Source organism: Arthrobacter sp. TMS2-4 (assembly GCF_054511075.1).
This window is the reverse complement of the sequence record NZ_JBTNDI010000043.1, coordinates 1-1,344: the sequence shown is the minus strand read 5'-3', so window position 1 is coordinate 1,344 and position 1,344 is coordinate 1. Positions and strand designations below refer to the sequence as shown.

The window sequence follows — 1,344 nt, the reverse complement described above, 5'->3', positions numbered from 1 at the left end:
GTGAGGCCGCTGTAGCGTGGTTTGAGAAGGGCATCGCGGATATGGGCGTGTCGACGTTGCTGGGTGTGGCTCGTCAGCCGGTCGGGCGTTTGTACCAGCGGTGGAGGATCCATGGTCGAGGAGCGCTGGTGACCAAGCCGAAACAGGTGTACTCGTTCGAGGTCAAGCTCGCTTTGGTGGAACGGTTCATCGCGGGTGAGACGGCCCCGGATCTGGCGGCGGAGGCCGGCTTGTCCTCGCCTCTGCTCCTTGAAAGGTGGGTTCGGGTATATCGCCGTGAGGGCGTGGACGCGTTGCGTCCCAAGCCCAAGGGCAGACCAAGGAAACCCGAAACCCCACCGTCGGCGGAGGTGTCCGAGTTGGAGCGTTTGCGGCGGGAGAACGAACGGTTGCGGGCGGAAGTGGCGTACCTGGGAAAAGCGCGGGCCCTGAGAGCGCAGCAACGACGGTGAAGGTCCAGGCCGTCATCGCCCTCAGGGCCGACTTCCCCCTCCCGGTGCTGCTGCAAGTCACCGGCCTGGCCCGGTCCACGTTCTTTTATCACCAGGCCCGGCTCCTGGCACCGGATCCGCGGCATGCGCTCAAGACCGCGGTCACGGAGATCTTCGAGGCGAACCAGGGACGCTACGGGCACCGCCGCATCCACACCGTCCTGGTCCGGCACGGGTGGGCGGTGGCGAAGAAGACCGTGTTGAAGCTCATGCGGTCGCTGCAGTTGGTCTGCCTGGTCCGGAAGAGGAAGCGCTACGCCTCCTACCGTGGCGAGCAGGGCAGGACCGCGGCGAACGTGCTGGACCGGGACTTCGAGGCCGATGCGCCGAACCTGAAGTGGGTGACGGATGTGACCGAGTTCAGCGTCGGCGACCGGAAACTTTATCTCTCACCGGTCATGGATCTCTTCGACCGGCAGATCATCTCCTACACGGTAGGGCTTTCACCGAACCTGACACTGACCAACACCGCGCTCCGCACGGCCCTGGCAACGCTCGAGGGCGGAGAGCAACCGTTGGTGCACTCGGACCAGGGTTTCCAATACCAGCACGCCTCCTGGCGTCGGCTGCTCCACGACGCCGGCGCGACCCAGTCGATGTCCCGCAAAGGCAACTGCTACGACAACGCCGTGATGGAGAACTTCTTCGGACACCTCAAGGAAGAACTGTTCCACCGCGTCCGCTTCATCAGCACCGATGCCCTCACCGAAGCACTGCACGAATACATCCACTGGTACAACACCGAGCGGATCTCCACAAAGCGTGAGGGCCTGAGCCCGGTGCAATACCGTGCTCAGACCCTCACGGCCTAACCTACTTACTTAGCCAGTCCAACGTCCGGGGACCAGTTCAC

At 63.8% G+C, this 1,344-nt stretch carries 2 protein-coding genes; both read left to right on the top strand.

All coding sequences use genetic code 11. The annotated features are described in order from the left end of the window. Window positions 1–452, top strand: a 452-nt coding sequence (locus tag ACX80F_RS17005; RefSeq protein ID WP_459337559.1) for a helix-turn-helix domain-containing protein, incomplete at its 5' end; no start/stop codon positions are given. Then, complete coding sequence (locus ACX80F_RS17000; protein ID WP_459337558.1) at window positions 449–1,303, top strand: IS3 family transposase; 855 nt, start codon at window positions 449–451, stop codon at window positions 1,301–1,303. The genes ACX80F_RS17005 and ACX80F_RS17000, both read left to right, overlap by 4 nt. Window positions 1,304–1,344: the final 41 nt, after the last annotated feature.